Origin of the sequence: Mesobacillus selenatarsenatis SF-1 (assembly GCF_000813125.1) — a bacterium.
GTDB lineage: Bacteria > Bacillota > Bacilli > Bacillales > Cytobacillaceae > Mesobacillus > Mesobacillus selenatarsenatis.
The window spans coordinates 1-24,123 of the sequence record NZ_BASE01000075.1; the positions used below are offsets into that span (position 1 = coordinate 1).

At 44.3% G+C, this 24,123-nt stretch carries 26 protein-coding genes and 1 other annotated feature; of the genes, 3 read left to right on the forward strand and 23 right to left on the reverse strand.

Annotation, left to right across the window (positions count from 1 at the left end):
- Positions 1 to 68 precede the first annotated feature (68 nt).
- The 3 genes from TY49_RS15635 to leuS all read right to left on the reverse strand — a co-directional run bounded on the left by TY49_RS15635 (position 69) and on the right by leuS (position 3,219).
- Positions 69 to 254 carry a sporulation protein Cse60 gene (locus tag TY49_RS15635; RefSeq protein ID WP_041966843.1) on the reverse strand — a complete coding sequence of 62 codons (186 nt, stop codon included), beginning with the start codon at positions 252 to 254 and terminating at the stop codon, positions 69 to 71.
- Positions 255 to 311: 57 nt separating this feature from the next.
- Positions 312 to 623, reverse strand: coding sequence for a rhodanese-like domain-containing protein (locus TY49_RS15640; protein ID WP_041966844.1), 312 nt, complete (start codon positions 621 to 623; stop codon positions 312 to 314).
- Positions 624 to 804: 181 nt separating this feature from the next.
- A complete protein-coding gene (gene leuS / locus TY49_RS15645; RefSeq protein ID WP_041966845.1) occupies positions 805 to 3,219 on the reverse strand; it encodes a leucine--tRNA ligase in 2,415 nt (804 codons plus the stop codon).
- Between the two features lie 145 nt (positions 3,220 to 3,364).
- Positions 3,365 to 3,583: a binding site (T-box leader), on the reverse strand.
- Between the two features lie 337 nt (positions 3,584 to 3,920).
- Here leuS and TY49_RS15655 point away from each other — a divergent pair.
- Positions 3,921 to 4,895, forward strand: a complete 975-nt coding sequence (locus TY49_RS15655; RefSeq protein ID WP_041966847.1) for a nuclease-related domain-containing protein — start codon at positions 3,921 to 3,923, stop codon at positions 4,893 to 4,895.
- A gap of 41 nt (positions 4,896 to 4,936) precedes the next feature.
- Here the strand turns inward: TY49_RS15655 and TY49_RS15660 are convergent, their stop codons facing one another.
- From TY49_RS15660 to TY49_RS15755, 20 genes are all read right to left on the reverse strand, one after another.
- Positions 4,937 to 5,713 carry a 3-hydroxybutyrate dehydrogenase gene (locus TY49_RS15660; RefSeq protein ID WP_041966848.1) on the reverse strand — a complete coding sequence of 259 codons (777 nt, stop codon included), beginning with the start codon at positions 5,711 to 5,713 and terminating at the stop codon, positions 4,937 to 4,939.
- 15 nt (positions 5,714 to 5,728) lie between these two features.
- Positions 5,729 to 7,048 (reverse strand): GntP family permease, encoded by a 1,320-nt coding sequence (locus tag TY49_RS15665; RefSeq protein ID WP_041966849.1) that lies wholly within the window; start codon positions 7,046 to 7,048, stop codon positions 5,729 to 5,731.
- 338 nt (positions 7,049 to 7,386) lie between these two features.
- On the reverse strand, positions 7,387 to 8,751 hold the full coding sequence (locus TY49_RS15670) for a sigma-54 interaction domain-containing protein (protein WP_041966850.1): 1,365 nt from the start codon (positions 8,749 to 8,751) through the stop codon (positions 7,387 to 7,389).
- Positions 8,752 to 8,846: 95 nt separating this feature from the next.
- The gene (locus tag TY49_RS25050; protein WP_198135634.1) at positions 8,847 to 9,374 is read right to left on the reverse strand and encodes a CueP family metal-binding protein; all 528 of its coding nucleotides are present in this window, start codon (positions 9,372 to 9,374) and stop codon (positions 8,847 to 8,849) included.
- 223 nt (positions 9,375 to 9,597) lie between these two features.
- Positions 9,598 to 10,782 carry an MDR family MFS transporter gene (locus TY49_RS15685; protein ID WP_041966853.1) on the reverse strand — a complete coding sequence of 395 codons (1,185 nt, stop codon included), beginning with the start codon at positions 10,780 to 10,782 and terminating at the stop codon, positions 9,598 to 9,600.
- Between the two features lie 697 nt (positions 10,783 to 11,479).
- Complete coding sequence (locus tag TY49_RS15690) at positions 11,480 to 12,910, reverse strand: ammonia-forming cytochrome c nitrite reductase subunit c552 (RefSeq protein ID WP_052442208.1); 1,431 nt, start codon at positions 12,908 to 12,910, stop codon at positions 11,480 to 11,482.
- Positions 12,903 to 13,427, reverse strand: coding sequence for a cytochrome c3 family protein (locus tag TY49_RS15695; RefSeq protein ID WP_041966854.1), 525 nt, complete (start codon positions 13,425 to 13,427; stop codon positions 12,903 to 12,905). Before TY49_RS15695 ends, TY49_RS15690 begins: the two co-directional genes overlap by 8 nt.
- 106 nt (positions 13,428 to 13,533) lie before the next feature.
- A complete protein-coding gene (locus tag TY49_RS15700) occupies positions 13,534 to 14,040 on the reverse strand; it encodes a TlpA family protein disulfide reductase (protein ID WP_041966855.1) in 507 nt (168 codons plus the stop codon).
- 16 nt (positions 14,041 to 14,056) lie between these two features.
- Positions 14,057 to 14,188, reverse strand: coding sequence for a CcmD family protein (locus TY49_RS24325; protein ID WP_023626909.1), 132 nt, complete (start codon positions 14,186 to 14,188; stop codon positions 14,057 to 14,059).
- 20 nt (positions 14,189 to 14,208) lie between these two features.
- A complete protein-coding gene (locus TY49_RS15705) occupies positions 14,209 to 14,919 on the reverse strand; it encodes a cytochrome c biogenesis protein (RefSeq protein WP_041966856.1) in 711 nt (236 codons plus the stop codon).
- Complete coding sequence (locus TY49_RS15710) at positions 14,919 to 15,602, reverse strand: heme exporter protein CcmB (RefSeq protein ID WP_041966857.1); 684 nt, start codon at positions 15,600 to 15,602, stop codon at positions 14,919 to 14,921. Before TY49_RS15710 ends, TY49_RS15705 begins: the two co-directional genes overlap by 1 nt.
- Positions 15,599 to 16,303: a heme ABC exporter ATP-binding protein CcmA gene (gene ccmA / locus TY49_RS15715; RefSeq protein WP_041966858.1), complete on the reverse strand. Its 705-nt coding sequence runs from the start codon at positions 16,301 to 16,303 to the stop codon at positions 15,599 to 15,601. Before ccmA ends, TY49_RS15710 begins: the two co-directional genes overlap by 4 nt.
- A gap of 17 nt (positions 16,304 to 16,320) precedes the next feature.
- Positions 16,321 to 16,662 (reverse strand): hypothetical protein, encoded by a 342-nt coding sequence (locus TY49_RS15720; RefSeq protein ID WP_041966859.1) that lies wholly within the window; start codon positions 16,660 to 16,662, stop codon positions 16,321 to 16,323.
- A gap of 5 nt (positions 16,663 to 16,667) precedes the next feature.
- Complete coding sequence (locus tag TY49_RS15725; RefSeq protein WP_041966860.1) at positions 16,668 to 17,048, reverse strand: hypothetical protein; 381 nt, start codon at positions 17,046 to 17,048, stop codon at positions 16,668 to 16,670.
- Positions 17,049 to 17,060: 12 nt separating this feature from the next.
- Positions 17,061 to 17,531 (reverse strand): cytochrome c-type biogenesis protein CcmH, encoded by a 471-nt coding sequence (locus TY49_RS23965; RefSeq protein ID WP_052442209.1) that lies wholly within the window; start codon positions 17,529 to 17,531, stop codon positions 17,061 to 17,063.
- Between the two features lie 5 nt (positions 17,532 to 17,536).
- Complete coding sequence (locus TY49_RS15735) at positions 17,537 to 19,519, reverse strand: heme lyase CcmF/NrfE family subunit (protein ID WP_041966861.1); 1,983 nt, start codon at positions 19,517 to 19,519, stop codon at positions 17,537 to 17,539.
- A gap of 21 nt (positions 19,520 to 19,540) precedes the next feature.
- Positions 19,541 to 19,990: a cytochrome c maturation protein CcmE gene (locus TY49_RS15740; protein WP_041966862.1), complete on the reverse strand. Its 450-nt coding sequence runs from the start codon at positions 19,988 to 19,990 to the stop codon at positions 19,541 to 19,543.
- Positions 19,990 to 20,949, reverse strand: coding sequence for a hypothetical protein (locus tag TY49_RS15745; RefSeq protein WP_041966863.1), 960 nt, complete (start codon positions 20,947 to 20,949; stop codon positions 19,990 to 19,992). Before TY49_RS15745 ends, TY49_RS15740 begins: the two co-directional genes overlap by 1 nt.
- 533 nt (positions 20,950 to 21,482) lie before the next feature.
- Positions 21,483 to 21,662, reverse strand: coding sequence for a hypothetical protein (locus tag TY49_RS15750; protein WP_023626899.1), 180 nt, complete (start codon positions 21,660 to 21,662; stop codon positions 21,483 to 21,485).
- A gap of 16 nt (positions 21,663 to 21,678) precedes the next feature.
- Positions 21,679 to 21,942 carry a YtzC family protein gene (locus TY49_RS15755; RefSeq protein WP_041966868.1) on the reverse strand — a complete coding sequence of 88 codons (264 nt, stop codon included), beginning with the start codon at positions 21,940 to 21,942 and terminating at the stop codon, positions 21,679 to 21,681.
- Positions 21,943 to 22,349: 407 nt separating this feature from the next.
- Between TY49_RS15755 and mnmL the strand changes: the two genes are divergently transcribed.
- Positions 22,350 to 23,324: a tRNA modification radical SAM protein MnmL/YtqA gene (gene mnmL, locus TY49_RS15760; protein ID WP_041966864.1), complete on the forward strand. Its 975-nt coding sequence runs from the start codon at positions 22,350 to 22,352 to the stop codon at positions 23,322 to 23,324.
- Complete coding sequence (gene mnmM / locus TY49_RS15765) at positions 23,314 to 23,886, forward strand: tRNA 5-(aminomethyl)-2-thiouridylate-methyltransferase MnmM (protein WP_041966865.1); 573 nt, start codon at positions 23,314 to 23,316, stop codon at positions 23,884 to 23,886. Before mnmL ends, mnmM begins: the two co-directional genes overlap by 11 nt.
- Positions 23,887 to 24,123: the final 237 nt, after the last annotated feature.

Sequence of the window (24,123 nt, forward strand, 5' to 3'; positions counted from 1 at the left end):
ACTTTTATCGGTTTCCCGATTATTTCTGTCCGTTATCCTAAATAGAAACAGAGCCTGAGTGAATTCACTCAGACTCTGTACACTACCATGGCTGAAAAACAGTAAATTTGTTCTTCGTCCTCTTCTTCTGGTAGGACCGCGACATTGTATTTAATGTCTAAAAGCTTTTTTTCATCGAGCTTTTCAAGAAATAAGTTCATTTCCTGCTCAAGATCTTTTTCATGTTCATGATCAAACACTCTGACCTGGATCAAGGGAAGTCATCCTTCCTTTTTTACATCCATTCTGGCCAGATTTTCAGAATTTTATAATTATGGTCGCTTTGTTTCTCCGCCCCAGCTCATCATGCCGCCAACCATGTTGCGTACTTTGAAACCTTGCTCGTTCATGTAGTGGCAGACGTTGCCGCTGCGCGCGCTTGAGCGGCAGATGAAGATGTATTCTTTATCCTTGTCGAATTCGTTCATTCTTTCAGGAATTTCTCCCATTGGCACATGCTTAGCTCCAGGAATCATTCCAGATTCAACTTCGTCATGTTCACGAACGTCAACCATTTCTGGCTTTTCGCCAGCTTCCAGCTTCTTTTGAAGTTCTTCAGGCGTGATTGTTTCAACTTGATTCATTATTCATTTCCTCCATTATTTAGTAAATTTAGTCCTATTTAAAGGATACAATACCTTATTGTATTTTCCCCTATTTATTATATAAAAACCAATTTTAAATTACAAAGATTAAACCTTATAGGGTATTTTATTATAGGAAATAAAAGGGTCGCCATTACACGACCCTTTTAGGAAAAAATCATTAATTTGCGACTATGTTAACTAGCTTTCCTGGTACTGCAATGACTTTGCGGACTGTCTTACCGTCAATTTGTTCTTTGACAGCATCATCGCCCATTGCAATCTGCTCAAGCGTTTCTCTGTTTGCATCTGCCGGTACCATCATTTTCGCTTTGATTTTACCGTTTACCTGGACAACGATTTCGACTTCGTCGTCGACTAGCTTGGCTTCATCATAAGCTGGCCATGCTGCATATGTGATTGACTCACTGTGGCCAAGCTTTGCCCAAAGCTCTTCCGCGATATGCGGGGTAATCGGCGCGATCATTTTTACAAAGCCCTCAACGTATGCTTTTGGAAGCTCTTCCGCTTTATAGGCTTCATTGATGAAGACCATCATTTGCGAAATAGCTGTATTGAAACGAAGCCCCTCATAATCTTCCGTCACCTTTTTAACAGTCTGATGGTAGACCTTCTCAAGGTTCGTGTTTTCAACATCCTTGATTTTCTCACTCAAGCTGCCGTTTTCATTCATAAACAGGCGCCAGAAGCGGTCAAGGAAGCGTCGTGATCCGTCCAGCCCATTTGTAGACCATGCAATGGATGCTTCAAGCGGCCCCATGAACATTTCATAAAGACGAAGCGTATCAGCACCATGACTTTCAACGATCTCATCCGGATTGACGACATTGCCTTTTGATTTGCTCATTTTTTCATTATTTTCACCAAGGATCATTCCCTGGTTGAAGAGCTTTTGGAAAGGCTCCTTCGTGTGGACAACTCCTACATCGTAAAGGACCTTGTGCCAGAAACGAGCATATAGCAAGTGCAATACCGCGTGTTCCGCTCCACCGATATAAATATCAACCGGAAGCCACTGCTTTAATTTTTCCTTATCAGCAAGTGCCTTGTCGTTCTTTGGATCGATATAGCGCAGATAGTACCAGCAGCTGCCACCCCACTGCGGCATCGTATTCGTTTCCCTGCGGCCTTTTTTGCCTGTTTCAGGGTCCACAACATTCACCCAGTCATCGATATTGGCAAGTGGAGACTCGCCTGTGCCAGAAGGCTTGATATCCGTCGTTTTAGGAAGAACTAAAGGCAACTGGTCTTCTGGAACTGCTGACATTGTTCCATCTTCCCAGTGGATGATTGGAATCGGCTCACCCCAGTAGCGCTGGCGGCTGAATAACCAGTCACGAAGGCGGTATGTGACCTTTTTCGTTCCAATTCCTTTTTCCTCAAGCCACGCAACCATCTTATTGATAGCCTCTTCCTTGCCCATGCCGTCAAGGAATTCAGAGTTGATGTGCTCGCCGTCACCAGTGTAAGCTTCTTTATCGATGTCTCCGCCTGCAACGACTTCTCTGATTTCAAGATCGAATTTTTTAGCGAACTCATAGTCACGCTCGTCGTGGCCAGGTACGGCCATGATAGCCCCTGTTCCATAGGATGCAAGAACATAGTCAGCAATCCAGATTGGCATTTTTTCGCCATTTGCCGGATTTATCGCGTATGCACCAGTGAAGACGCCTGTTTTGTCCTTGGCAAGGTCTGTACGCTCAAGGTCACTCTTGCTTTTGATTTCATCGATATATTTTTCGATTGCTGCGCGCTGTTCAGCTGTAGTGATTTTATCAACCAATTGATGCTCAGGTGCAAGCACTGCATAAGTTGCGCCGAACAAAGTATCCGGACGAGTCGTGAACACGGTGAACGTTCCGTCATGTCCTTCGATGTTGAATGTGATCTCAGCACCTTCTGAACGGCCGATCCAGTTGCGCTGCATATCCTTCAGGCTTTCCGGCCAATCAAGTAAATCCAAGTCTTCAAGCAGGCGATCTGCATAAGCAGTGATTTTAAGCATCCACTGTCTCATTGGACGGCGTTCAACCGGGTGGCCGCCACGCTCACTTTTACCGTCGATTACTTCTTCATTCGCTAAAACAGTTCCAAGAGCCGGGCACCAGTTAACCGCAACTTCATCAATGTATGCAAGGCCTTTTTCATATAACTTAAGGAAAATCCATTGCGTCCACTTGTAGTATTCAGGGTCGGTTGTGTTGACTTCGCGATCCCAGTCGTATGAAAAACCTAATGCCTTGATCTGGCGACGGAACGTGTTGATGTTCTGCTCCGTGAACTCTGCAGGATCATTCCCTGTATCCAATGCATACTGCTCTGCAGGAAGGCCGAAAGCATCCCAGCCCATTGGGTGAAGGACGTTGAAGCCCTGCATCCTTTTCATGCGTGAAAGGATGTCAGTCGCTGTGTAACCTTCCGGGTGTCCAACGTGAAGGCCGGCACCAGATGGATACGGGAACATATCAAGCGCATAGAACTTTTCTTTCCCTTTATCTTCAGTCGTTTTGAACGTTTTGTTCTGTTCCCAATGCGATTGCCATTTTTTCTCGATTTCCTGATGGTTAAAACTCATCGTAAATGTCCTCCTGTTTGGTTTCAATTTATTTTTTAGCGGATGGAGCTTGTTGATCGAAAAGACGGCGACATTGTTGGGCTTGCTTCCCAGTCAATTAGACCTGCTTTTTATCTCCAGAAAAATAAAAAACTCCCGTCCCTGTAAAAGGGACGAGAGGTTATGTATGATCTCCCGCGGTACCACCCAAATTAGTGTGTAACACTCGCTTCATTCATCCTTAACGCGGAATACGGCAAACGCTACTTGTCTTTCACGTCTGCGACTCAAAGGCGAGTTCATGGTGGACCCGTCTGGCTTGCACCAACCGCCAGCTCTCTACATCAGGCTTTGCACCACTACTACTCCTTGTCGAAGTCTTTCGTTATGAATATAGAGATATTGTAATAAAATTCCCTCCCATATGCAAGCGGAGATAAAATAAATGATTATGGAGAGTAGTTTATGTCTGTATCTTTTGTTTGGTGTGGAATTTTGAAGGTGGATTTGGACACAAAATTGGTAAAAACCGCGGTGAATTTCCAGTTCGCGGAATTAAGGTCTATTTTCGCGGAATCACCCCTTACTTTCGCGGGATTATATCGCAATTTCGCGGGATTCGAAGCGTATTTCGCGGAATTAAATAAAATCGTGATCAATAAAGGATTTTTTTCATGGATAACGAATGTAATTTAGTATCAAATTTATATGGAGTGATGCAAGTGATAGCTAAATATCGTACGATCCCCATTGAAATCCTCATTTTTGACGCAATTACCCGCCGTTTACCTGACAATCATCCTCGGAAATCTGAATTCCTTTCCAAACTAATCCGCTGGAAAGCAGGGTACAAGGGAGAAATAGAAGTGGACTATTATTTTTCCCTGTTTCCTGATGATGACTTAACGATATTCCAATACCTCAGGCTCCCACATAAAAATGGTTATTTTCAAATCGATACCCTGATTATTAGTCCGTGGTTCATGGTCATTATTGAATCAAAGAATCTTGCCGGTACAATTGAAATTGATCATGAATTGGACCAGCTACTTCAAACCTATGATGGCATGGAGAAAGGCTATATTAATCCAATATTACAAGCAGAAATCCAAAGTGCTCACCTCAAAAAATGGCTGATCAAGCATCAACTCCCTTTGCCTCCCCTTGAGACATTTGTTACAATCAGCAATCCCCAAACGATAATCAAAAATCCTACTAATAATAAGGTAGTATCATACAGAACCTGCCGTGCTGCGAGAATCCCTTTTAAAATTTCAACTTTAAAAACACAATTCAATAAGGAAATTTTAACAAAGAAAGATATTAAAAAAGTCACTCGTTTGCTGCTCAAACAACATGTACCGTTCTATCCTGATCCCAAGGCCATGGATATTCCCAGCGATATCTTAACTGGAGTCCAGTGCCCATACTGCAGCCTTTTTAGTATGGAACGCATGCATGGTACATGGTTTTGTGAAAATTGCGGGAAGACATCAAAGGATGCACACATACAAGCAGTTAAAGACTATTTCCTCTTGAAAGGCCCTACACTAACAAATAAAAAATTGCGGGAATTCCTCCATATAAATTCAGAAGATACAATTTCTCGAATCCTTCATTCACTGAATCTTGTTTTTACAGGTACAACAAAAAATAGAGTCTATTCCCCGCTAGAAGATTTTTTCAACGGACTATAATGTAAAAAGCCGGCTACCAAAAAGGTAATCCGGCATTAACCTTATTGTATTGTATACCCTCCATCAATGACAGCCGCCTGGCCAGTGATACCTTTGGCCGCATCACTAGCGAGGAACATAACATAACTGGCGATTTCCTCGACAGCCAGCAGGCGTTTTTGCGGCACGAGCGGAAAAATTACTTCCTCGAGCACTTTTTCAAGTGGTACATTCCTTGTTTCGGCAAGGCTGGAAAGCTGGTTGCGCACAAGCGGTGTATCGACATAACCAGGGCAGACTGCGTTTACGGTGATTCCGTGCTCCGCGGTTTCGAGAGCTGCAACTTTTGTCAGCCCAATAACTCCATGCTTGGCACTGTTGTATGCTGCTTTTCCAGCAAATCCGACTAGCCCATTGATGGACGCCATGTTGATCACCCGGCCAGAACCTTGCTTTTTCATGACTGGCAGCACATGTTTCAAGGCTATGAATGGTGCTGTGAGCATCACTTTAATCAACAGTTCGAATTTTTCAGTCGGGAAGTCTTCGATCATGGAGACATATTGCAGGCCTGCATTGTTGATGAGAACATCTACAGTACCAAAGTGCTCAATGCATTTTGCAACTGCCTTTTCAATGTCTTTTTCGCTGGTGACATCACATTTCAATCCAGCGGCTTCATGCCCTAATTCACGCAGGCTGGCAGCCGCCTTCTCTATAGCGTCTTCCTGTAAATCTGTTAAAAATACCTTCCCGCCCTGCTCAGCAAAACACTTGCCAATCTCATACCCGATTCCCTGGGCTGCACCAGTAATCATCACGACTTTATCCTTTACCATTGGGAATCTCCTTTCTTAAATTCCTAATCCTAGAGAGAAAAGAACAATCGCAATTGCCACACCAATCAACGGAACAATGACAGTCACAGCAGCCACTGGATTGTACGCATCCTGATGGGATTCGCCACAGATTGCCCGGACGGTTGTGACTACGTAACCATTATGCGGCAGTGAATCCAGTGCTCCAGAGGAAATTGCCGCTACCCTGTGCAGCGCTTCCGGATTGACGCCCATATCCATGTAATGCGGAGCGAGTAATGGAAGGGCGATTGCCTGACCCCCGGATGCCGATCCAGTCATACCGGCAATGACACTGACAGCGATTGCCGCACCGATCAACGGGCTTCCTGGAATATTCGTCATCGCATCAACAGCAGTCTGGAAAGCCGGCACTGCTTTTGCGACACCGCCGAATCCTACAACCGCAGCTGTGTTACCAATTGCAATCAAGGCGCCCATCGTTCCTTCTGAGAGTGCTTCCCAGAAATTTTTGAAATACTTGCGGTTTAATAGATAGGCAGATACAACCCCACCAAGCAGTGCGATGATCAATGCTGACTGTTTTAATGAATCATGGAAAATGAATGAGATCACCAATACCACTACCAAAGGAATCAGGCCCATAAGAGGATGCGGAAGTTCTCGCTTTTCCATCATTGGATCGGTCTTCCTGGCTTCAAATTTTTCTCCTTTTGCAACGGCCTTTGTGATCATTCGTTTCAGCCACCAGTATCCAAAAATCATCATGAAGACGGCAACGATGGCACTGACCTCCCAGCCTGCAACCGGCGAAGTATCCAGGAATTGAATAGGAATCCAGTTCTGGATTTCCGGAGAACCGGCAGAAGTCATCGTAAAGGTAACCGAGCCGAAAGCCAGTGCTGCCGGAATGAAACGCCTTGGCAAATTCGCCTGCCTGAACAAGCTCAATGCCATTGGATAAACAGAAAACGCTACAACAAACAAGCTTACGCCGCCATAAGTCAGCACGGCACAGGCCGCGACAATCGCAAGCACGGCAAACTTCATCCCCAATTTGTCAACGATGAACTCAGACACACTGTCAGCCGCACCGCTATCCTCCATTACCTTTCCAAAAATCGCCCCGAGCAGGAACATCATGTACCATGCAGTAACGAATCCAGAAAAACCCGACATATAATTGCCGACAAAGTTGGCAGCTCCTTCTTCAACTAGCTGCGGAAACAGTGGCATGCCACTGAACACAGCAACAAACAACGCAGAAATTGGTCCAACAATAAGCAGATTCATGCCTCTCATCGTCAAATAAATCAACAATGCCAGACCGCCAATCAATCCAATCATACTCAGCATTCTTTTTCCCCCTTGTTTTTTAAAGTAAAAACTAACGTACCCTACCCTCCCTGTTTGATAAGATGATAACGCTTACAAAATATTGAATAAAATTGCTGTATTATCTTATTGCAACTATCGTGCCAACTTTTTGTAGTATGAGAATCAGTATTTATTCTCAATTTTCAGTCATTTAATTCCGGAATTCCGGACTCTAACAATCTTCCATTTCCATTACTTAATAGATTTAACCTGTCCTATTCCCTCTGATTAATTACCATTCATACAGTGAAAACATATAAAAATATTGCTAGAAAAAAGAAAGTCCGAAAACTCGGACGGCATTCCGAATTTCCGGACTACAAGAGGCTGTATTTATTAAGCTTTTCATACAGTGTTGACCTGCTAACCCCTAGCTCTTTGCCCACCAGGACTTTGTCATCACTATTTCTTTCAAGACTTTGCATCAGTACCCATTTTTCTGTTTCTTCAACGATATCCTTAAGCTTCTTGTTATTGAATCGATATATGGCTGTTTGTGTTTGCAGATAATCCGGCAAGGAATCCAGCGTAATCTGTTCTCCTTTTGTCAAATGGACCGCAGCTTCGATGACATTTTCCAATTCGCGTATATTCCCCGGCCAGCTGTAGGATTTTAGAATTTCCATGACGTTCCTATCTATTCCGGCAATCCGCTTGCCTAACCGATTCGTGACTTTGTCGATAAAATGGGCGATCAGCAGCGTTAGGTCCTCAGCACGTTCCCTTAATGTGGGAACGCTGAAAGGAACGACATTGATACGATAAAATAAATCCTCCCTGAATCGCTTCTCTTCAATCATGTTTTCAAGCGGCCGGTTAGTGGCAGCAATGATCCGGACATCAACTGAAATGGATTTCGTTGAACCAATCGGTTCTATTTCCCCATCCTGGAGGGCACGCAAAAGTTTTACCTGCATGCTTAGCGGCATGTCCCCAATTTCATCCAAGAAAAGGGTACCGCCATTAGCCAGTTGGAATTTCCCCTTTTTCCCTCCTTTTTTCGCGCCTGTAAAAGCTCCTTCTTCATAGCCAAACAACTCGGATTCGAGCAGGTTTTCAGGGATTGCACCGCAGTTCACCTTGATGAACGGCTTCTGGCTCCGGCTGCTTAGCTGGTGGATGCTGTGAGCGAACAATTCCTTCCCTGTTCCGCTCTCTCCCCTGATCAGAATCGAAATATCGCTGTTGGATACCATTTTTACTTTTTCTTTTAAACTGATAATCTGCTGCGACTCGCCAAGGATGTCATCAAGCGTATACTTCACGCCTGAATCAATTTTCTGGATGTATGGCTGCATCCTGGTCAGCAGGCTTTTTACATGGCTGTCCATCTTCATCCATTCCTGAGTATCCCTGAAAAATACCGTTCCAAAGGCGGCAATTACTTCCCCATTTTTAATGATTGGCACCCGGTTGGCGATCATGTAATTGCCCTTGATAAATTGCAAGTCAGCCAGTTCCTCTTTTCCAGTCTTGGCCACAATATGCATCCTGGTATTTTCGATTACTTCGGTCACATGCCTGCCAATCGTTTCTTCACGATTGACTTCAAGGAATTCACAATAATTATGATTGATATAGATGATCATCCCTTTTCGATCAACAACAACAAGCCATTCGAACGCATTCTCTACAATGGTTTCAATAATATCTGCGGGTATATGTAAAAGCTTCGCATTCATAATCCGTCACCTGGTTTTTTCTTTTGATTTTATCACACTTTTCTGAAAACAATACACAGGCATAAAAAAAAGCACCTGAAAAAAGGTGCTTTAGTCTACATTAGCTGCATTGTTGTAATGCAAGTGGCGTCATTCTCAAAAGTGGATATTTCTGATTCAACAGTTTTACCGTTATATCCAATCTTTGTTTTGAACTTTTTATCACGTGGGAGCCACAAATCGATAAAACCATTCTGATAGGATGTCATTTTCTCATCAACGATCACGTTTCCATCCTCATCCTCAATATATACATCAAACTCTTTTTCTACCAGTTCACCTTGACAACCTGTCAAGCTATGATTCGTTCAAGGATGGGTTTGATTTTCGTATGGCGCGATTGAGACGAAGAAGTCTTCTTCCGAGATATCGTAGACTTGCTTGTCCCCTTCACTGTCAGCAACTGTCAGCTCTTGTGAGGTGATGGAAGCATTGTGGCCCTTAATTTTGCCCGTACTGTAATCACTCACCAATTCCTTGATGTTTTCTTGTTGTTTTTCAGGTTCAGCAGATTCTTCTCCGCTACTACAGGCAGTTAATAAACCCGCAACCAAAAACGCAATTCCGAGGATTTTAAATTTCAACCCATTCACCCCCTTGTTTTCCAAAGATGATTATATCATAATCTCACAGTCCTATATTAGATGTAAAATATGCATTTTTTATCGAGAAAAAATGCATAAATTGTGACCAAAAACTAAAAGCGGAAGCGCCTTGGTTAGCCCGACAAGCCACGCCCGCCTAAAACCACTCTTTTCTATTTTAAAAAAGGAGCCAGGCAGCTAAGCCCAGCTCCATATTATTTCGTTATGCTTGTGCAGCCACATTGTGGGATTCCTTTAGTTTCCGATCGTAAATGACGGTAGTGAAAATCCCGACAAACATAAGTGCAATCAGAATCGCGAATAACATTGGCATCCCGTATAGGTCGACTAGAATTCCACCCATCAGAGGGCCAATCATCCTTCCGCCAGTTGCGGTGCTGTTGACGATTCCCTGGTAAAAGCCTTCCCGGCCTTTTGGCGCCAGGTCATTTGCGATTGTCGGAACGGCAGGCCAAATCAGCATTTCCCCAATCGTCAGAATCACCATAGCAGCCACGAACCCTGAGAATACTTGAGCTCCTGCAGCAACTGCATAGGAAACCATGAAGATGACCATTCCGATGATGATTTGCAATTTCAGTTTATTCTGGAACGGCTTGATCAGCCTGTTTACAACTGGCTGGCCAAGAACGATCAATGCGCCGTTGATTGTCCAGAGGATACTATATTGGTTCAGAGAGATGTTCAATTCCTGAGTATAAGCTGCGATCGTTGTTTGCCATTGTACGTATCCAACCCAGCAAAGCAAATAGCCAACAGCGAGGATAAGAAGCGCATACAGCTTGGTATGGCTTTTGATGCCTCCGTTTTCCTGGAGTATGTTCGTTTGCTTTGCTGCCCGAGTGTCGATGCTGCGATAACCAAAAATAGCAATCATCATAAAAATCAGGTACATCGCTGCGTTCGCCATGAAAATCAGCTGGAATGAATAAGATGCGACAAGTCCGCCAAGTGCCGCGCCGACTGCAACTCCGAGGTTCTGGGCCACATAGATGGCGTTGAACGCTTTACGGCCGCCTTCCTTCCATACCGAACCTGCCATTGCGTACATTGCCGGAAAGACGATTCCAGAACCAAAACCAACCAGTGTTAAAAAGAAAATATACTGGGGCCAGCCAGGCCATAAGGTCAAGCCAAGCAGCGCTATGAGGGTAATGCTGATTCCTAGAATAATAGACTTATAACCGCCAATTTTATCAAAAAGACTGCCGCCAAAAAGATTACCAATGACGCTGGCAGCAGAGTTTAGCATCAGTATAATTCCGGCAACAGACAACGATTTGCCGAGGTGCTCATGTATATAGATGGTGTTCAAAGGCCATAAAAACGAAGATCCAGTAACATTGACTGCCATCCCGATAATTAAAAGCCACAAGGCTCGCGGCATGAAAAACGCCTTCTTTCATTAAATAAGTTTCGAATACCAAAGTAATTTTAGTGGTTTTCACAATTGGTTGCAATAGGAATTTATGCGGGGATATGAAGTTGAAATTTTCTATTTTTTTGAAGTTGAATTGGTAAAAATACTCGATAATTTCCAGTTCGCGGAATTACCATGTATTTTCGCGGGATTCTGAGCATATTTCGCGGAATTAAGCAGCTTTTTCGCGGGAATATGAGGGCTTTTCGCGGAATTAAGCAGCTTTTTCGCGGGAATATGAGGGCTTTTCGCGGTATAAAAAGTTTTTGTCCGAATTAAAATGATTATTGCACCTAATACGAAGCTCGTTTTCTATGTTAAAGAGTACATTGTGCAAGAATAATGCATTTTCACATAGGTTGAAGTGATTTTGACGTAGGAATCATGCTCGTTTTCCAGGATTGAAGTGTTTTTTACGTGGAGATCATGCTCGTTTTCATACTCTTTGTATCAAGTCCAGCACTACTTCCACGTTTTGAATATTCTTTGCGCAAGTCCCCAATGAAAATGTTCTGATCTATCTCGATTTCTCGCTAATTTTCCAAAAAACAAACCCAGGATTATTGACACTCTTCTATTTTTCTGCAAAACTAAAGAAAACACCGTACAAACTACCATTTGCACAGTGTTTTCGTATTTATCTTTTCTCTAAATTTACTATTCTCTATTTTTTCGGAGCTGGCTGTTGTGCTGGAAAGTAGCTATTGACTGCTTTTTCTTTCTTCTTGAAGTTATCTTTTTCGTCGTAAACAGCCTTCTTCACTTTTTCGATCTCTTCTTTGACTTCTTCCAGGTTTACACCTTTCTTGGTCAATTCCTCGATGGCAAGATTGATTGCCTCATTCGACTCTTCAATCGATACCCTCAATGAATCCATTGCTCCCTGCGGATTATGGAATCCTGCTGCACTTTCAGCCGCAACGATATCCCAGAACCATTGTCCTTTTCTGATATGCTCCTGAGCCTGCTTAATCTTTTCTTCGCTTACTCCAGAAGTAATCATCTTATTCACGTAATAGTGTGAGGTGATTGATATATCCTCAGCTTTATGAAGTGCTTCCATATGTGTATCCTGGATATCGATTACACGCTCTTTCAGTTCATCCATATCCCTGTTGGTATGGCAGGTTGCACATGACTGATCCATTGTCTTAAGCGGTGACGTCCACCAGTGTGAGCTGATTTTCTTTTTGCCGTCTACCCTGTCATATGGCATGTGACAGTCTGAACATGTAACTCCTGCTTCACCATGCGGGCCTTCGATATGAGTCTCAAAGTCAGGATGCTGCGCTTTTAGCATAGGCGTTCCTGAAACATTGTGGACCCAATCTTTTTCAAAGCCTTGTTCTTTTGCGGTTGTCTCATAATACTCGTACATATCTTCAGCCTCGAAGCCGTTTGCCCAAGGATAAGTTACTTCTCCGTTATCTGCAGCAAAATAGTACTCTACGTGGCACTGGCCGCAAACATAGTTCCTCATATCGTTCTTCGTTGGGTTGGACATGTCGATTCCCTGTGATTCCATTCCCTTGATAAAACTTGGACGGGTAACCCTCAAGTCCATTGTCTGTGGATCGTGGCAGTCTGAGCAGCCGATTGGCGAGTGACCCATCGCTTCTGCTTTTGGCCAGATATCTTCGTTAAAATTGCCGCCCCAGTAATCGTCTCCCATTTCCTCAATCATGTGAGGAACAGCAGTCGACTTACAAGTTAAGCATGATCCGATTGATTTGTCAGTGATACGCGCGATTGCCCGGACATCCTCATTTGCATAGATATGGCCGCGATCTTCATTGTACTCAGTCGCAAAGCCATAGCCGTTAAAAAGGACTGGCAGATACGGTTCCTTATCATGGTCGTACTTGCTTCGTTTGACGGAACCGCTGTACTTCGTATCCTCCATTTTTTCATTTTGCTTGTAGCTGTCATATTGCAGCGGGAAAAGGTCCTTGAAGGCCTCATTGCTGATTTCGTCTTTGCTCAGCCCCGTTTTCAGCTCGCTCGCGGAAGTTGCTTCTTCTTCCGAGGAGCAGCCTGTTATGATGAGCATGACAGCCGCAAGGAGCAAGAGTGCCCAGCGGAAATTTCTAGCCATTGTTCATCGTACCTCCTTTATTTTCTAAAAGCTCGCCTGGTTTCGGCGGTTTAAAATAGTCTTCTGTTTTAAAGCCTTTGCCGTGCGGCACTGCCTGGTGGCAGCTTGAACAGCTGTCTTTCGCATCATGTGAAATGTTGTCCAGTGTATTCTCATGGCAACTGATGCAGTTTTCATTGATGACTTCTTCAGAACCTTCCGTTGCGTGCAGCACCTTTGGGATTTTGGCCTCGCCCAGTGTATTGAAATACACATGCGTCATTCCGGCCTTTGCCTTATAGGTGTATTTATTGACCATGGTATCATGCGGCAAATGGCAGTCGCCGCAGGACAGACCGGCGTGGTTGGAATCAGAGAACGAGTCATGGACCTCTGTCATGATATGGCAGCTCGAGCAAAATTCAGGTGAATCCGTATAAGCAAGCGTTTTGACAGTAACGACAGAAACAATGATTCCAGCAAATACGCCAATGAATAACAGCATCTTTTTGTCTATTCCCAGTAGCTTTTTCAGCATCTTTTTCACCTCCCTTAAAGCGGATTCTCGCAATCTACTAAAAGCTGTTTTCGCATCGTTCAACCGAAAACAGCTTTATTAAAACACGAATGTGCTTTAACCAAGGTTATGGTGAAACTTTTTCCTGGATCATTTTGATTAAATCGTCCTTCGTTGTCGGGCCGGAGAAACGTTCAACAATGACGCCGTTTCCGTCGATGATGATGGTTTCAGGCTGGCCGATGACATTGTAATCTTTTGAAATGTCTTCTTTTGTATCTAAAAGATACGTAAGCTCAGAGCCGCTTTCCGAGATGTATTTTTCCATCCGTTTCTTCGATTCCCCTTTAGCGAGGATCAAAAGCTTCGCATCCTTATACTCCTTGCCAAACGCTTCCAGTTCAGGAGCTTCGTCGATGCACGGTGCGCACCAGGTTGCGAAAAAGTTAAGGACCACTGGCTGGCCTTTAAAATCCGATAATTTATAAGTGTTGCCTTCGATATCCTGCAGCTCAAAATCGATAGACTGGTCACCAGGCTGGGCCGATGCTTTTCCTCCCAGTCCGCTGACCAAAAAGCCGAGAACTCCGATGACGGCAGCGATGACAATGATCGGAACAATCTTTTTGCCCATTCTATTCACCCGCCTTTTAAAAATCTGAATTCCATTCTTCAAGTAGTTCAAGCTCTTTTTTCAGCTGCTTCTGGCGGCGGCCAAGCACTACTACATAACCCGCGATCAACGTCCAAATAACTGAGTAAGCCATGAATAAGTATGTCATTTTAAATTCCTCCTTAGTAATTAGCCTGCAAGCTTTTCAATTGCTTTTGACTTTGCCCTTTTGACGATGTGCCGCATTTTTTCAATTTCTATTCCCTTGCGCATTAGGAACGCGTACAGTACGGTAATTGTAAAAATCGAGAACAGCAGTGCGACGAGCATATCGGGTTCGATACCGCCGCCGGACTGGTTTTTGCCTTCCCCGAACACAACTGGATGCAGCTTCGTGTTCCACCAGCGGATTGCCATGAAGACGATCGGGACATTAATGGCGCCAATGATGCCAAAAACAGCTGAAAGCCTTGCGATTTTTTCCGTAGAACCATCCATCTTGCGGACGAAAAGATAAGCTACATAGATGAACCATAGAATCAGTGTTGTCGCAAGACGCGGCTCCCATGTCCACCACGTATTCCAGCTTGATTTTCCCCAGATCATCCCGGTAATCAGTGTGATTGTCGTGAAAAGCACACCAATTTCAGCTGAGATTCCCGCATTGATATGATGCTGCAGCCTAGGCTTGATCAGCACCCTCACACTGTAATAGCCAACGACTCCGAAGGCCAAAAAGGCTACCCAGGCACTGCCCACATGAAAGTAGAAAATTTTCTGTGAAGCGCCCATTATCCTTTCAACAGGCGACCATATAAAAATCAGATAAAGTGCGATGAAAACTGTCGGAATCAACGTAAACAGCAGCAGCCGGTCGATTATACCAGTATTCTTTTTCATCAAGATCCCTCCATAATAAATTCGAATAAGAAAAAGCATGCAGCCAGGAACAATAAATCGTAAGCAGCCATCAGCCTGATCCATGAAGCAGCATCTGCAATCATTTCATTTTCAAGAATGATCCTTGTTGCCTGGACCCCGGCGATCAGCAACGGACTTAGTAACGGCAGCAGCAGAACCGGCAAAAGCATTTCGCTGTTCTTGGCGTTTGCCGATAGCGCAGCCAGGAAGGTCCCGACGATAATGAAGCCGAGCGTACCGATGATGACCACAAGGATGAACCAGCTCACTTTTCCAAAAAAGCGGTAGTCGAACAGCAGGAACAACACTGGAATGCTGACCAGCTGGACTGCCGTAACAAGGATGAAGTTCGCCAAAACCTTGCCAAGATAGATGCTGGAAGGGTCGATTGGTGCCGAACGCAATCCTGTCAGGGTATCGTTTTCGTGCTCAGAAAGGAATGATCGGTTCAGCCCCAGAATTCCGGAAAACACGGTAATCAGCCACACAAGTCCTGGAATGACGGCCTTTACCATATTGTTTGTCGGATCGAAAGCAAAGCTGAAGATCAGGACGACGAGACTCGAGAAGATGACCATCATGCCAATCGTCTGCTTTGTTTTGATCTCATTGCTCAGGTCTTTACTGGCGATCGTCCACGCATCTTTAAGGATCGAAATCATGAGCTCTTCACCTCAGCTTCGTACCAGGTTTTCATCTCTGCCAGGCTTACTTCTTCTCCAAGGCGCCTTGTTGAGACAATCTTTCCTTTCCTCAGCACGGCCACCCTGTCAGCAAGTGCATGCACCTGCTCAAAATCATGAGAGATAATCAGGATTGACGTCCCGCTGTACCGTTTGTTTTTAATAATGTTATTCAGCAAGGTCACAGCCTCCTGATCGAGGCCAGTGTGCGGCTCATCAAGCATCAGGATATCAGGGTCTGGAAGCAGCACCCTGGCGATGGCCAGTCTTTGCATCATCCCTCTTGAGAAGGAACGAATGGGCATATCGCGAAAAAGATAGAGCCCCACTTCCTTCAAAAGCTCATTGGCTTTCCTGTCAAGATCCTTTACCTTGTAAAGCTTCCCGTAAAATTTGAGATTTTCGAGCGGGGACAAATTATTATAAAGAAATGATTCATGACCCAGAAACCCAATCCGCTGTTTTACCTGTGGTGAATTTTTCTTAACCAGGCTACCGTCCAGGTAAATTTCCCCGCTCGTTGGCTCCAGGAGTCCGACCGTGCATTTAAAGAAGGTGCTCTTCCCTGCTCCGTTCGGGCCAATTACCGCTAAGATCTCCCCTTTTTCCAATGAAAGGGTGATATTCCTTAAAACGAGTTTGTCTCCCAGCATTTTGGTCATTTTCTTCAGTTCCAGCATGGTCCCCAACTCTTTCGTTAAGTGTATTGTTTCAGTTCTTTGTCTACCTCGGCGAGATGGCTCCGGTAATCAAGTTTCAGTTTTTCAAAGTTCTCTTCAGTGATTTCCTCTGCTGACAGCCTTGCTTCAAGGCCGGCCAGCTCCCCTTCAATCACTTTTTTCCTATGGAGAAGGTGTCTGAATAACTGGTCTTCCTCACTGATGATGTCCTCGGCAGGCTTCCTCCGCTTTCGTAAAAACCAGACAACAATAATGACAGCAGTTAAAAATATCAGCAAATAGTGTGGATTCACCATGTTCAACCCCGGAGTACTGAGCCAGAATTTCACAAGCCATTCAGGATGGTAGGCTGGCGCCATACTGATCACCCCTTCTGCTGGCGAAGCTTCTTCAGCTCTCTAAGAATTTCTGCTTCTGCTTCAACATCCTTTATCTTCTTTTTGCCCTCTGGAAGATGTTTTGCCTTTCCTAGCTTGAGTCCCTCTGTTTCGTCCTTTAACATTTCAGCCGCAAGCAATTGGTAATCCTCTTTCAATTTCTCAAAATCCTCAGAAGTGATTTTCTTCATTAAGAAGTCCATCTCCAGCTCATTCACAGCGCTGTAGACTTGCTCAAGCGTCAACTTTTCACCCTCTGTCTCCATTTCACCAGCTGGCATCTCACCTGATGAGAAAAAAGGAGATATGATGAAGTAAAAGCAAGTAATGATTACGAGTGAACCAATTATTAAAAATAGATAATCCATTTTGATCAGCTCCTAGAAAAGCTTCCGGCGCTCTTCGTCAAATGTTTTTGCCGCAATTTCTTTTTCAACTTCCGAATTCCATTCAGCCTTTGTCTCAAGCTTTGATTCTGCTTTTTTGGCCGTTAATTTTCTGAGCCAGACACCGACAATCACACTGCCAATCCCCACTCCGGCAGCTGGCATTCCCCAGGCAATCCAGCCACTTGTGCCGCCGCCCGGAGTTCTCAATGCTGCCTGCCCGTATTCATCAACATAGGATTGGATAATCTCCGGTTCTGATTTGCCGCCATTCAGCATTTCAACCACTTCATCGTAGTAGATTTTTTTTACTGAACAGGTGGATAGTTCATGATCAGCATGGCCCTGCATATCAAGCTGGCCGATGATGTGCTTGAATTCCTTTGAATTATACGTAAAAGCTGTGGTAATACCTGGGATCAGGATAAGTAAAAGAAGTGTTGTTAAGAGAATTTTCTTATTCATCTTCTTCACCCACCCACTCTCGAAATGCCTTTATTGATTTGGTAGCGGGATGTTGTCGGCCTGCCGCCTATGAGGGCGAATGCTGTTCCGATCACCATGATGATGCCGCCCATCCAGATCCAGCTTACGAATGGATTTACTTTTACCATGAACGTCACTTTGTCTTTGTTCTCCCAGGAACTGAGTACAACGTATAAGTCCTGGCTCCAATTAGTCTTGATTGCTACCTCTGTAGATGGTTCAGGCCATGTTTCATAGAAGATCTTTTCAGGCTTGATTTTGCCAATATCCTTGCCCTTATACGTAACATCGATATCGGCCACCACTATTCCATTACCGTTTTTCGTATGTTCGGTAAGTTGGTTGAATTTCAGACTGTAATCCCCGGTCTTGATGCTGTTGCCGGCATCTACCGTTTTCAGCACTTCTGTTGAGTAGGTGTGCGAAGATATGACACCCACCGCGATGACTGCAATACCGATATGGACGATATAGCCACCGTACCGACGCTGGTTTTTTACCGTCAGCTTGAACGCTGCTTTTAGGACGTTTTCTTTCGTCGCTTTTCTTCTAGCACCGATACCCCTAGCGAATTCTTGCAAATGCGTTCCGAACATGAAGCTTGTTGCCGATAAGCCGATAATCGCGTAAATTCCCTTGACGCCAACAGCGAATAGGATGATTGCTGTGGCAACACCCATTGCCAACGGCCAAAGCGTATTTTTCATGAACTTTTCGAACACCGCTTTTTGCCATGCAATGAGCGGGCAGATTCCCATCAATACAATCAGCACCAGCAGGATCGGAGCCATCACTTTATCAAAATAAGGCGCGCCGACATTGACTTTTGTCCCTGTAAAAGTTTCTGAAATCAGCGGGTACATTGTTCCCCAGAAAACCGCGAATGCAGCAGCAACGAGAATCATGTTGTTCAGCAGGAAGCTGCTTTCTTTTGAAAAATAAGCTTCAATTGGACTGCTGTCTTTTTTTAACAGTCCGTATCTTGTCATCACGATATAAAGAGAAAACAACATCATGAAGGCCATGAAAACAAGAAAGTAAGTACCCAGATTGCTGTCGCCAAATGCGTGTACACTAGTCAAAATACCGCTTCTGACAAGGAAGGTTCCAAACAGTGTCAGGATGTAAGAAAGAATGATCAAGCTTACGTTCCATGTTTTCAGCATGTTTTTCCGTTCCTGAATCATGACTGAGTGAAGGAATGCCGATACGGTCAGCCATGGCAGGAACGAGGCATTTTCAACCGGGTCCCATGCCCAGTAACCGCCCCAGCCTAGCTCAAGGTATGCCCACCAGCCGCCAATCACATTGCCGAGCGTCAGGAACAGCCAAGCAAGCAAGGTCCATCTTCTCGTCAGCTTGATCCATTCTGAATCCATTCTTTTCAGGATCAGTGCCGCAATCCCAAAAGCGAATGGAACGGCCAATCCGACATAGCCCATATAGAGCGTTACAGGGTGCAGGATCATCCCCGGGTTTTGCAGCATTGGATTAAGCCCTTTTCCATCTGCCGGAATTTTATCGGTCATTTCAAATGGGTTTGCATTAAGTGCCATTACTGTGAAAAAGAACAGGATGTTCACCATCAGGATGCTCGATACATACGGCATCATCGGGTTTTTCTTTTCTTTTGAAAAAACGACCATTGCTGTGTATAGTGCTAAAAGGACGGCCCACAACAGCAGGGATCCAGCGTTCCCCGCCCAAAATGCTGTCAATTTATAAGCAATCGGCAGGCTCTCATTCGTATACGAAGCGACATATTTATATTGGAACTGGCTTGTTCCCAGAAGATAAAGCAACAGGAAGGATGCAATGCTTGCCACAAAAGCCAGCGAAAGTACTGCGCCTCTTGCGCTTTCAATCCACTTGCTGCTTTTCTTCTTAATTCCGACGATATTGGCAATAATTCCGTATAGCGAAATCACGATCCCTAGGTAGATTGAGATGTTTCCAATTAGATACATACAGATAACCACCCATCTGTTTTATTCCTGCTTGTCATTTTTGTACATTTCCTTATGCATTTCGGTATCATAGTTCTCCATATCTTCGCCTTCATATTTTGTCGGGCATTTCGTCTGGACTTTTTCCGCTTCGAACACTCCGTCTTCCTGGATAAAACCTTCCACGAGGACGATGACATCCTCTGAGAAGTTATCCGGCTTAATGCCTTTATGGAATACCTGAAGCGTTCCCTGACCTTCCTCGTAAAGCTCAAAACGAAGTTCCAGTTTGTCAGCGTCCCATTTAACAGATTCCTTATTGAGCAGGCCTTGCGTCATAATATAATCGCCTTCATATTTCGAACCATTTTTGCTGAGGTCGGCAATCGTAATTTCCTTGCTACCTGCGCTTGGCATTGTCGAAAACATCATGATCACGAACGCTACTGATGCAAGGGCCAACCCCATTACAATTTTTTTATTTTTGGACATCAATTCCTACCTCCCAGCTTTTTGATTAATTCGTTGTATTCCGCTTCGGTAATGCTTCCTTCCACCAACATGGCACGGAGCTTTGACTTTTTGGCTTCATAATCATTTGAAGCATAATCTTTAACCGGCTTTACTTTCTTTTTCTTCATGATGAAAATCAATAGTACTGCCGCACAAATTGTCACACTGCCAACGACTGTAATGACAAGCCATAGAGGCATTTTTTCATCATTTTGTTTTACAGTGCCGGCCTTCTTTGCATCCCCGGCCATAGCCTCCATGATTTCCGCTGTAGTCCTATCGTCAGCTCGTTTGTATTCAAGTGAGATATTCTTTTCATCACCAGGCTTCATTCCCTGGCTTTGATACAGGAACATGTTCATGTTGTAAGAGTTTTTCTGATGCTGCTCTGAGGCAGGCTCCAGCTTAAAGCTTTCCGAATTAAGCGGCTCAACGAAAATCAAGTTCAACAACCCAATATCAGCGAAGTTTTTAAAATCGTAAGTCAGTGTCTTAGTGCCGTCTTTTTCCTTGATGCTGTCGGTATAGTACTCAATCACAAATTTGTAGATCTCCTGCGGCTGTATTTCCTCGCTCGTTTCCCAGGAAATCGTTCCGTTTTCCTTATCAAGTTCATATTGAATTTCATTCATTTCAGTCAGGTCACGAGAGTAATCAGCAACAAACCCAATCCTGAAATTCTTTTCATCCATTGGCAGCGGGATGACTACCTGGCCTTTTTGTGCTTCTTCTGCATTGTTCTTGAATGCTCCATGATAGCCGACCAAAAGTGGCGCATCCTTCTTCTTATCTTTTGGGTGATACGAATATTCTGGCATCACCTGGATTGTCAGCTCCTCCATATTCAGGACATTGGATTTTGTCTCAGCGCTCCCCTTATCAGGCAACTGGAATATGAATAATAAAATGATGGCCGATAATAACTTCATAACTTTCATTTGATTGGCTCCTTTCTATATGTGACAAATTCGTGAATGTTTTCACAAGACAACTTACATTGAAAATGACAATTTATTTTGGCTAAGGATTTTTCCAAAATAAAACTTTATTTTCCTCAAAACCTTTTTTGTCTACCTTATTTAAACCATTTCTAAAAGCTCCCATTCTGTGATATAAATCACGGAATTTTCGTCAGTTTTATCCGATTTGTGAACGGGGGGTATTATATAGAAAAGCGCAAGCGCCTTGATCAGCCCCGACAAGCGCTGGAGGACCGACCGGTGAAGTCGTTCTTTGACTTCATTGGCGGACCGAACTCGAAAAGCGGAGGCGACTGCTCAACTCCGAAAAGCGCTGGAGGGCCTGACCGTGAAGTCGTTCTTTGACGTCATGGGCAGGACCGAAGCGTCTCGAGGAGTTAGGAGCCCAGCTAGACAAGCGACTCGAGGGGCTAGGCGCTGGAGCTGGACAATTCTCAAAAGAAAAATCAAAAAAACCTCACTTCCTTTTTGGAAGTGAGGGTGTTACAAATTTATGAAGATTGCTCTGGTTCAGGATGGAATTTTGATTTTACAGGCTGCCCGCCGCTCTGTTCATATTTTTTCTTCGCTTCTTTCACCGGATCATGGTCCATGCCAAGCTCAAGATCCTGGTTATTGATGCCATTCCTTGTTTTTTGTTCAGGATTGTTCTGCTTTGAGCGCTTTTTCAAGATTTTCCCCTCCTGTTTAATGATCAAGCAAAATCATATTGTTTTGGACTTGCTGCAGTTGAAGCCTCATTCTATGCAGTTGTTCGCGCTGCTGGGAGTTTGCGCTAAAGGATAGCTTGGCCAGATCATTATATGCGTCCTCGAGCGCCTGCAGTGCATTGGTGTAATTACCATCATTATAATGCTGCTGAGTAGCTGCATCCTTGTATTGATCCTGGGCCAGATTGATTGCATCCTCGCATTGCTGAAGTAACTGGTCAACCGATTGACGTGTAGCCAATTGTAGCCCCTCCTTTACTTGATGATGCTGAAGCAAAGTCTGCTTCTTCTTTATTTTGTTCACAATGCAGTTTCCTATCACGATTTTGCCAATGTTTAATGATGCCAATTATGATGGCTACAGATTGTAATCTTTTAGCAATTGGATTCACGTTTTCAAAATGGTACAATTTTTATTATTAATTTTGGCTCTTTTCAAACTTTGTTGCTATTGACTACAAAATAGGATTGAATGACCTGTGATTCTTCGCAAAGTTGACTCTTTTTTGAGAAAAGAGCATGCAAACTTAATACCGACCTGCAAAATTGCTTTATAATACGTTAAAATCGGCTTTAGGATTTTAACAACAATTTTTACGAAAAACAGCCTTAATTTTTTTGGCAGACAGGCTTTAGGAGGTTTCTGGAATGAAACAGACCAACCCTTTTCACTATGCTACTGACGATAAACGGTACCATACTTGGAATTACCATTTGCGCAACCATTTTGGCCATAAGGTTTTCAAGGTTGCACTCGATGGCGGATTCGATTGCCCGAACCGCGATGGCACAGTAGCCCATGGCGGCTGTACGTTTTGCAGTGCATCTGGTTCAGGGGATTTCGCCGGTGATAGAGTAGAAGATCTCGGCACACAGTTCGCAAAGATAAAAGAAAAAATGCATTCTAAATGGAAAGATGGCAAATACATGGCCTATTTCCAGGCTTTCACCAATACACACGCCCCAGTCGAGGTGCTGCGGGAGAAGTACGAAACAGTATTGAACGAAGAAGGAGTTGTCGGGATTTCGGTCGCAACTAGACCGGACTGCCTTCCTGATGATGTCGTGGAATATCTAGCTGAGCTGAACGAGCGAACGTATTTATGGGTTGAACTAGGACTTCAGACAGTCCATGAAAAAACCGCCAATTTAATCAACCGCGCCCATGATTATGAAACGTACAAGGAAGGCGTGGACAAGCTCCGCAAGCATGGCATCAGGGTTTGCTCCCATATCATCAACGGATTGCCAATGGAAACTCCGGAAATGATGATGGAAACAGCACGTGAAGTCGCGAAGCTTGATGTTCAGGGAATCAAAATCCATCTTCTTCATTTGTTGAAGGGAACCCCGATGGTTAAGCAATATGAAAAAGGATTACTTGAATTCCTTAGCTTTGAGGACTATGTAAAATTAGTCTGTGACCAGCTGGAAATCCTGCCTCCTGAAATGATCATCCACCGAATTACCGGGGATGGACCGATCGAGCTGATGGTCGGGCCGATGTGGAGCGTCAATAAATGGGAAGTACTGAATGCGATTGATAAAGAATTGAAGCGTCGCGACAGCTGGCAGGGGAAATTTTATACTGGGAGCAAAGTGGTGATTGAAAATGAAGCTTGAACGGATCCTTCCATTCGCCAGGAACCTTCTTGAATTAGCCGTGAAGCCAGGTGATATCGCTGTCGATGCTACAGTCGGCAACGGGCATGATACCTTATTTTTAGCCAACCTGGTCGGATCTGCCGGGAGGATTTACGGCTTCGATATTCAGGATGAAGCGCTCATGTCCTGCAAAACGAAGCTTCGCGAACATGATTTACAGGATCAAGTCACCCTTTTCCATACCGGACATGAAAACATCACCGAGTGCATTCCGCCGCTGCATTTCGAAAAAATAACCGGCGCCGTTTTCAACCTAGGCTATCTCCCCGGTGGTGATAAGGACATCGTCACTGTCCCTGAGACAACCATCTCGGCCATCGACCAGCTGCTGGAAATCATGGCCCCAGAAGGCATCATCGTAATTGTGATCTACCACGGACACCCAGAAGGCAAGGTTGAACGTGAGTATCTATTGCGGTATGTAAAATCATTGGATCAAAATATCGCACATGTATTGGAATATAAATTTCTTAACCAGAAAAACAATCCCCCATTTATTATTGCGATTGAGAAGAGATAGGAAGCCTTCCCTAAAGCGAAGGCTTTTTTCTTTGGGATAAGAATGTATCCTTAGCCATATCGGACATATATTTCGCTTTATGTTCCCCGTTTTTCCCTCTTGGACAAGAACGGGGCACTTTTCCGGGGTTTATGTTCCCCGTTTTTCCCTCTTAGACAGGAACGGGGCACATTTCCGTGGTTTGTGTTCCCCGTTTTTCCCTCTTGAACTGGAACGGGGAACATTTCCGTGGTTAGT

Excerpts from the sequence above, each read along its gene's own strand:
- TY49_RS23965 (WP_052442209.1), bottom strand. The coding sequence starts at position 17,531 with ATGAATAAGAAAATTCTCTTAACAACACTTCTTTTACTTATCCTGATC.
- TY49_RS15745 (WP_041966863.1), bottom strand. The coding sequence starts at position 20,949 with ATGAAAGTTATGAAGTTATTATCGGCCATCATTTTATTATTCATATTC.
- TY49_RS15660 (WP_041966848.1), bottom strand. The coding sequence starts at position 5,713 with ATGGTAAAGGATAAAGTCGTGATGATTACTGGTGCAGCCCAGGGAATC.
- TY49_RS15740 (WP_041966862.1), bottom strand. The coding sequence starts at position 19,990 with ATGTCCAAAAATAAAAAAATTGTAATGGGGTTGGCCCTTGCATCAGTA.
- TY49_RS15665 (WP_041966849.1), bottom strand. The coding sequence starts at position 7,048 with ATGCTGAGTATGATTGGATTGATTGGCGGTCTGGCATTGTTGATTTAT.
- TY49_RS15720 (WP_041966859.1), bottom strand. The coding sequence starts at position 16,662 with ATGGCGCCAGCCTACCATCCTGAATGGCTTGTGAAATTCTGGCTCAGT.
- mnmL (WP_041966864.1), top strand. The coding sequence starts at position 22,350 with ATGAAACAGACCAACCCTTTTCACTATGCTACTGACGATAAACGGTAC.
- TY49_RS15735 (WP_041966861.1), bottom strand. The coding sequence starts at position 19,519 with ATGTATCTAATTGGAAACATCTCAATCTACCTAGGGATCGTGATTTCG.
- TY49_RS15670 (WP_041966850.1), bottom strand. The coding sequence starts at position 8,751 with ATGAATGCGAAGCTTTTACATATACCCGCAGATATTATTGAAACCATT.
- TY49_RS15695 (WP_041966854.1), bottom strand. The coding sequence starts at position 13,427 with ATGCTGAAAAAGCTACTGGGAATAGACAAAAAGATGCTGTTATTCATT.
- TY49_RS15685 (WP_041966853.1), bottom strand. The coding sequence starts at position 10,782 with ATGCCGCGAGCCTTGTGGCTTTTAATTATCGGGATGGCAGTCAATGTT.
- TY49_RS15700 (WP_041966855.1), bottom strand. The coding sequence starts at position 14,040 with ATGGGCAAAAAGATTGTTCCGATCATTGTCATCGCTGCCGTCATCGGA.
- mnmM (WP_041966865.1), top strand. The coding sequence starts at position 23,314 with ATGAAGCTTGAACGGATCCTTCCATTCGCCAGGAACCTTCTTGAATTA.
- ccmA (WP_041966858.1), bottom strand. The coding sequence starts at position 16,303 with ATGCTGGAACTGAAGAAAATGACCAAAATGCTGGGAGACAAACTCGTT.
- TY49_RS15710 (WP_041966857.1), bottom strand. The coding sequence starts at position 15,602 with ATGATTTCGATCCTTAAAGATGCGTGGACGATCGCCAGTAAAGACCTG.
- TY49_RS15640 (WP_041966844.1), bottom strand. The coding sequence starts at position 623 with ATGAATCAAGTTGAAACAATCACGCCTGAAGAACTTCAAAAGAAGCTG.
- leuS (WP_041966845.1), bottom strand. The coding sequence starts at position 3,219 with ATGAGTTTTAACCATCAGGAAATCGAGAAAAAATGGCAATCGCATTGG.
- TY49_RS15705 (WP_041966856.1), bottom strand. The coding sequence starts at position 14,919 with ATGAAAAAGAATACTGGTATAATCGACCGGCTGCTGCTGTTTACGTTG.
- TY49_RS15725 (WP_041966860.1), bottom strand. The coding sequence starts at position 17,048 with ATGGATTATCTATTTTTAATAATTGGTTCACTCGTAATCATTACTTGC.
- TY49_RS24325 (WP_023626909.1), bottom strand. The coding sequence starts at position 14,188 with ATGACATACTTATTCATGGCTTACTCAGTTATTTGGACGTTGATCGCG.
- TY49_RS15690 (WP_052442208.1), bottom strand. The coding sequence starts at position 12,910 with ATGGCTAGAAATTTCCGCTGGGCACTCTTGCTCCTTGCGGCTGTCATG.